The sequence below is a fragment of the Streptomyces sp. NH27 genome (assembly GCF_056859195.1).
This window is the reverse complement of record NZ_JACEGK010000445.1, coordinates 1-6,712: the sequence shown is the minus strand read 5'-3', so window position 1 is coordinate 6,712 and position 6,712 is coordinate 1. Positions and strand designations below refer to the sequence as shown.

The window sequence follows — 6,712 nt, the reverse complement described above, 5'->3', positions numbered from 1 at the left end:
GAGCAGGAGGACGACGTCGTCGGCGCGGGAGCCGCCGGCGTGGTGCAACAGGTCCGTGTAGACGCGCTCGACGGCGCCGTCGAGGTCCTGCCCGCAGCCGGCGACGAGGGAGCCGACCCGCTCGGAGAGCGGATAGAAGGTGTTGTCACGGGGGTTGCGCGCCTCGATCACACCGTCGGTGCACAGCACGAGGACATCCCCGGGCAGGAGCGGCACCCGCCAGGGCACGGGTCCGCGCCCGGGGAGAGCCGCGGCGTCGGGGGACCCGGACCCGGACGCGGACGCGGGTGCCGACTTGGGCGATGCCGATGCCGATGCCGACGTCGAGCCGATCGCCCGCGCCGAGACCATGTCGGCGAGCCCCAGCGGCACCCACGGGTCGACCGGTTCGAGCGTTTCCACGGTGCCGTCGCGGGAGACCCGCAGCGGCGCCACATGGCCGTAGTGCAGCAACTCGACGCTGTCCGGCTTGTCGAACTGGGCGAAGAGCGCGGTGATGAAGTCCCCGGTGTCGACGTGCCGCGCCACGCTCGTGTCGACCCGCGCGGCGACCGTGTCGAGCCCGCCCTCGTCGTACGCCGCCTCGCGGAACGCGCCGAGCACCACCGCCGAGGTCTGCACGGCGGCCAGCCCCTTGCCGCGGACGTCGCCGATGAGGGCGCGCACGCCGTGCGGGGTGTCCAGGACGGCGTAGAGGTCGCCGCCGATCTGGGCGGCGTCGGCCGCGGAGACGTACCGCACCGCGAGCCGGATCGCGCCGACGCGGGGCGCGGGCGGGTGCATCAGGGCGTGCTGGGCGGCCTCGGCGACGGAGGTGATCGCCGTGAACGCCTTCGCGCCGGTCTCCCGCCGCCAGGCGATGTAGATGCTGAAGACGCTGACCAGGCAGTACGCGAAGAGCTGGCCGAAGATGACGTCGTGGTCCGGGATGCGGGTCACGCCGTCGTACGGCGACAGGGCGGCCTGGATGCCGGCGCCGAGCAGGCTGATGAACAGGGTGCGCTGCCAGCTGACGGTGATCGCGGCGAGCGGGGGCGCGGCCACGATGCCGGGGGTCAGGAAGTGGTCCTTGCCCGCGAGCAGGTCGGCGATGACCACGATGACGAGAGCCGCCAGCGGCAGGGACATACCCATGCGGGAGAGATAGTCGCTCTCCAGCCGCTGTACGGCTCGAACCCAGACGTTCTTCACATGGTGTACCTATCTGGCCTTCCCGGCCGCGTCAGCCGCGCGCCTCCCACGCCACGCAGCAGCCGGTCGGGACCGGCACCGCCATGATCAGGAACGCTCCGAACAGTTCCAACGTTCCCAGCTTCACCCGCGCGTGCAACCTGATGGCGAGCGTTACCCCACCTGGGCCGGTCCGCAAACATCGCGGCGGGCCGCAAATGTCGCGGCGGCCGGAATTTCGCGGCGGGCCTCCCGGGCAGTGTTGCGTCGGGTGAAAGTTGTGCGACAGCAGGGAATCCAGGGGTGGCAGGGGCGCCGATCTGTTCTTAGGGTCTGCATGTACCTGCCACCGTGGCCGGGTACGTCAACCCGCGCTGGAGGAACCCCTGTGCGTTTCCGACTGATCGCGTCCACTGCCGTTGCCACCGCGTTCGGACTGCTGGCGATCCCGGCATCCGCGGCGAGTGCCGGCCCGGGCGCCCCGGGCATCGGCGACCCGTACTACCCGACGTACGGCAACGGTGGCTACGACGTCTCGCACTACGCGCTCGACCTCAGCTACCAGCCCAGCACCGACACGCTGTCCGGCACCACCGTCGTCACCGCGACCGCCACCCAGGGGCTGACCAGCTTCGACCTGGACTTCGCGCTGGACGTCAGCAAGGTCACCGTCAACGGGCGGCCGGCCCGCTTCGCCTTCAGCGCCGAGCAGGAGCTGGTGATCACCCCGGACCGGACCATCGCCAAGGGCCACCGCCTCACCGTCGCCGTCACCTACTCGGGCGTGCCGTCGAAGGTCCAGCGCTATGGGTTCACCTCCTGGATGCGCACCCCGGACGGCGGGGTCGCCGCCAACGAGCCGGAATCCGCGTGGTGGTGGTTCCCCAGCAACGACCACCCGGCGGACAAGGCCACCTACGACGTCAACGTCCGCGTGCCCAACGGCGACCAGGCGATCAGCAACGGCGTGCTGGTCTCGCAGCACACCAGCGGCGGCTGGACCGGCTACCACTGGGTGGAGGACAAGCCGCAGGCCACCTACCTCGCCACCCTCGCGGTCGGGCACTTCGACATCACCCACTCCCGCACCGCCACCGGCCTGCCCGTGGTCAACGCCTACAGCCCCGACCTGGACCCGGCCACCGCCGCCAACGCCAAGGCCAGCGTGGAGCGCACCGGCGAGATCGTCGACTTCCTCAGCGGCTACTTCGGGCCGTACCCGTTCGACTCGGCCGGCGGCTACGTCCCCGACGTCACGGCCGGCTTCGCGCTGGAGACCCAGACCCGGGTCTTCTACAGCCCGAAGTTCTTCACCAAGGGCCCCGACACCTCCGTGGTCGCGCACGAACTGGCCCACCAGTGGTACGGCGACAGCGTCTCCCTGGAGCGCTGGTCCGACATCTGGCTCAACGAGGGCTTCGCCGGCTACGCCGAGTGGTTGTGGGCCGAGCACGAGCACACCGGCACCCCGCAGGCACTCGCACAGCAGGTGTACGACGCCCACCCGGCCGGCGACGCGTTCTGGACCGTCAAGCCCGGCGACCCGGGCGCGGCGAACCAGTTCGACGACGCCGTCTACGACCGCGGCGCCGTAGCCATCCAGGCGCTGCGCGACACCGTCGGCGACACCGCGTTCCTGAAGCTGCTCAAGACGTGGCCGACCCTGCACCGCTACGGCAACGGCACCATCGCCGAGTTCGAAGCGCTCGCCGAGCACCTGTCGGGCCAGGACCTGAGCGCCTTCTTCAGTACCTGGCTGTACACCGCGGCCAAGCCCGCGGTCTTCCCGGCCGCGCCCGCCGCGAGCCGGTCCGCCGCGAACTGACCCGACGCCGTAAGGCACCATGGACCGCGGGCGGGGCCAAGACCCCGCCCGCGGAACGGCCGTAGGGAGGGAGCGCGGTGAGCGCAGGGGAAGCCGGGCCCGGGGAGAAGCAGCCGGAGGCGCGGCCTGGGTCGCGGGCGGAGCTGCGGGCGGACTGCGGGAACTGCTTCGGCCTGTGCTGCGTGGCCCTCGCCTTCACCCGCTCCGCGGACTTCGCGGTCGACAAGGACTCCGGCGAGCCGTGCCGGCACCTCGATGACGGTCACCGCTGCGGCATCCACACCCGGTTGCGGGCCGACGGCTATCGCGGCTGCACGGTCTACGACTGCTTCGGCGCCGGCCAGCGGGTGTCCCAGGTCACCTTCGGCGGCCGGGACTGGCGTAGCGCTCCGGACAGCGGCCGGGCGATGTTCGCCGCGCTGCCGCGGATGCGCCAGCTGCACGAACTGCTCGCCTACCTCACCGAGGTCCGCGACCGGCCGGCCGCCGCCGAACTGCACCCGGCCGCCGACCGCGAACTGGCCCGGGTGCGGGCGCTGACCGGGCTCGGCCCGGACGAGCTGGCCGCCCTCGACCTCGACGCCGAGCGGGCCGCGGTCAACCCGCTGCTGCTGCGGGCGGGCGAGCTGGTCAGGGCCCAGGCACCCGGCCGCCGCCGTACCGACCGGCGCGGCGCGGACCTCGTCGGCGCCCGGCTGCGCGGCGCGGACCTGCGGGGCACCGACTTCCGCGGCGCCTGCCTGATCGCGGCCGACCTGCGCGGCGCCGACCTGCGGCTGGCCGACCTGATCGGCGCGGACCTACGGGACGCGGATCTGCGCGGCGCGGACCTGACCGGGGCGGTCTTCCTCACCCAGTCCCAGGTGAACGCGGCGCGCGGCGACGCCCGTACCCGTATCGCGCCGGTCCTGGACCGGCCGGCGCACTGGAGCTGAGGCCCAGCCCGGGACCGCGGGCGGGACGGAAGACGGCCGGGCGGACCGCGCGGCGGACCGCGCGGCGGACTGCGGGGCAGACCGCGGGGAAGGACCGTACGACCGTATGACGGCATGAAAAGGCCCCCCGCTTTCGCGAGGGGCCTCATCTCAGGTGCGCCGCCAGGGACTCGAACCCCGGACCCGCTGATTAAGAGTCAGCTGCTCTAACCAACTGAGCTAGCGGCGCCTGCTGACATCGCAGAGCTTACCGCATGGCGGGGCCGCGGAGAAAATCAGATGCTCATGCTCAGCAGCACCGGGGCGGCCCGCTCGTGCAGGGTGTCCACGGCCGGCCGCAGCCGGTGTGCCTGGGCGTACGGCATGGACAGCGCGAGGCACGCGACGGTGCTGCCGATGGTGACCGGGATCGCCGCGCAGACCGTGCCGACGGCGTACTCCTGCAGGTCGAGGGTGGGGACGCTGGCGGGCTGCCGCTCCAGTTTGGTGAGCAGCACCCGGTCGTCGATCTCGGTGCGGGAGGTGAACCGGGCAGGGCGGTGCCGGGACAGGTGCTCGCGGCGGCCGTTGTGGTCGAGCTGGGCGAGCAGGCACTTGCCGACCGCGCTGGCGTGGGCGGAGGAGCGGAAGTCGACCCACTCGTTGACCTTCGGCGCGTTCGGGCCGTCGGCGAAGTCGATGATCCGCACCTCGCCGTCGTCGTACCGGCTGAAGTAGACGGCGGCGTCGACCTCGTCGCGCAGCTGGGCCAGGATCTCCTTGAGCTTCTCGGCGAGCGCGATATCGCGGTTGGCGGCGCCGAGCAGCACCATGGACTCACCGACCACGTAGCCGCCGCCGGGCAGGAAACCGAGGTAGCGTTCCCTGCGCAGCATGGAGAGCAACTGGCTGAGATAGCTCAGCGGTACGCCGATCTCGCGGGCGAGTTGTTCGGCGGTGATGCCGTCACGATGCGTGTTCACTGACTCCAGCACGCGCAGTGCGTACTGGACCGCGTACATCCCCGGTCCAACCTGTCGGTGCTCCAGCGCCACGGTGACCCCCTGCAAGGTAAGACCGTCTGCGTGCCTGGTCCCACCACTGGTCGTGGGTCAGTGTCAAGGGCTGACCCGCAGTAGGACCGATCTCAACGATAGCGCCAATGGGCTTTCCGGCAGAGGTGGTTGAAGAGCATTCCAACCGCTCACAGCCGTATATGCAGGAAGAGGGCACACTGGCATATGACATGGTCATTGCCCTCTTCAAGACGATCTGCAAATGCTGTTTCCGCGGGATGTTCCGGGAGCACACGGAGGCGGGAATAAGGCGGACGCGCGCTCCGGTTGCACCCAGCGGACGTTCTGCGCCCGTACAGCATTGCCCCGGCGGGCCGGACCCGGTCCGAGGGGCACCACGATCGACGACCAAGGAGGCGCCCGCCGTGGCCGACGCAAGCCTGCCCGACCCGGGACGCGGTATCCGGGGGACGGTCCGCGGGAGCGCACCGGTGCCCCTGTCCGTGCTGGATCTGGCCACCGTCGGCAGCGGCTTCACCGCCACCGACGCGCTGCGCACCAGCGTGGAGATCGCCCGGGTCGCCGAGACCCGCGGCTACCACCGGATGTGGGTCGCCGAGCACCACTCGATGCCCGGCGTGGCCAGTTCCTCGCCCGCGGTGATCCTCGCCCACCTCGCCGCCCACACCGGCACCCTGCGGCTCGGCTCGGGCGGCGTCATGCTGCCCAACCACGCGCCCCTGGTGATCGCCGAGCAGTTCGGCACCCTGGAGGCGCTCGCGCCCGGCCGGATCGACCTGGGCCTGGGCCGCGCCCCCGGCACCGACGGCGCCACCGCCGCCGCACTGCGCCGCACCGAGGCCCTGCACGAGGGCGCCGACGACTTCCCCCGCCAGCTCGCCGAGCTGACCCGCTTCCTGGACGACGGCTTCCCCGACGGCCACCGCTTCGCGCGCATCCACGCCATCCCCGGTCCGGTGCAGGGCAGTTCGCCCGGCGGGGTGCAGTCCCCGGCCCGGCCGAGCGTGTGGCTGCTGGGCTCCTCCGGCTTCAGCGCGCAGCTGGCCGGCGCGCTCGGGCTGCCGTTCTCCTTCGCGCACCACTTCTCCGCCGCCAACACGCTGCCCGCACTGGCCCTGTACCGCGAGTCGTTCCGCCCCTCCGACGTCCTGGACCGCCCCTACGCCTCGATCGGCGTGGCCGCGCTGGCCTCCGACGACCCGGAGGAGGCCCGCCGGCAGGTGCTCACCGGCGCGCTGAGCATGCTCCGGCTGCGCACCGGCCGCCCCGGTCTGGTGCCGACCCCCGACGAGGCGGCGGCGTACCAATTCAGCGCGATCGAGCGGGACTTCGTCGACTCCTGGCTCGGCAACGTGATCTACGGCGACCCGGCGACGGTCCGGGCCGGGCTCGACGAACTGGTGGAGCGCACCGGCACCGACGAGTTGGTGATCACCGCCAACGCGCACACGCCGTCCGTGCGGCTGCGTTCGTACGAACTGATCGCGGACGCGTACGACTTCCCGAAGGATGTCGCCGCGGCCGGGTGAGCACGTCGCGGCCGGGTGAGGGTGCTACGGCCGCGTGAAGCGCTGCGGGTGCGTCGGCGCGTCGGTGCGTCGCGGTGGCCCGGGAGGACCGGCGCGGCTTTCCGAACGCGCCGTGTGCCCTTGTGTGTACGCGCCGTGGCCGCTTGTGCGTGCGAGCTGAACGGATGAGCCGTCGCCCGTCGATCCACCCGCGACCGCTCGTGTGCGCGTCGGCGCCCGGTAAAGGCTGGTTACCGA

The 6,712-nt window shown here is 72.0% G+C and carries 5 protein-coding genes and 1 tRNA gene; 3 read left to right on the top strand and 3 right to left on the bottom strand.

Annotated elements, in window-relative coordinates:
- On the bottom strand, nucleotides 1–1,191 hold a 1,191-nt coding region (locus AC13HU_RS28695; protein WP_483044870.1), incomplete at its 3' end, for a PP2C family protein-serine/threonine phosphatase.
- Nucleotides 1,192–1,558: 367 nt separating this feature from the next.
- Here AC13HU_RS28695 and AC13HU_RS28690 point away from each other — a divergent pair.
- Together AC13HU_RS28690 and AC13HU_RS28685 are read left to right on the top strand one after the other, a co-directional pair.
- Complete coding sequence (locus tag AC13HU_RS28690) at nucleotides 1,559–2,995, top strand: M1 family metallopeptidase (RefSeq protein WP_483044869.1); 1,437 nt, start codon at nucleotides 1,559–1,561, stop codon at nucleotides 2,993–2,995.
- A gap of 77 nt (nucleotides 2,996–3,072) precedes the next feature.
- Nucleotides 3,073–3,930, top strand: coding sequence for a pentapeptide repeat-containing protein (locus AC13HU_RS28685; protein ID WP_483044868.1), 858 nt, complete (start codon nucleotides 3,073–3,075; stop codon nucleotides 3,928–3,930).
- 155 nt (nucleotides 3,931–4,085) lie between these two features.
- On the opposite strand, the gene AC13HU_RS28680 is transcribed toward AC13HU_RS28685, so the two are convergent.
- A tRNA-Lys gene (locus AC13HU_RS28680) sits at nucleotides 4,086–4,159 on the bottom strand.
- 46 nt (nucleotides 4,160–4,205) lie between these two features.
- A complete protein-coding gene (locus tag AC13HU_RS28675; protein WP_483044871.1) occupies nucleotides 4,206–4,964 on the bottom strand; it encodes an IclR family transcriptional regulator in 759 nt (252 codons plus the stop codon).
- Between the two features lie 386 nt (nucleotides 4,965–5,350).
- On the opposite strand from AC13HU_RS28675, the gene AC13HU_RS28670 reads away from it, so the two are divergent.
- On the top strand, nucleotides 5,351–6,475 hold the full coding sequence (locus tag AC13HU_RS28670; protein ID WP_483044867.1) for an LLM class flavin-dependent oxidoreductase: 1,125 nt from the start codon (nucleotides 5,351–5,353) through the stop codon (nucleotides 6,473–6,475).
- Nucleotides 6,476–6,712: the final 237 nt, after the last annotated feature.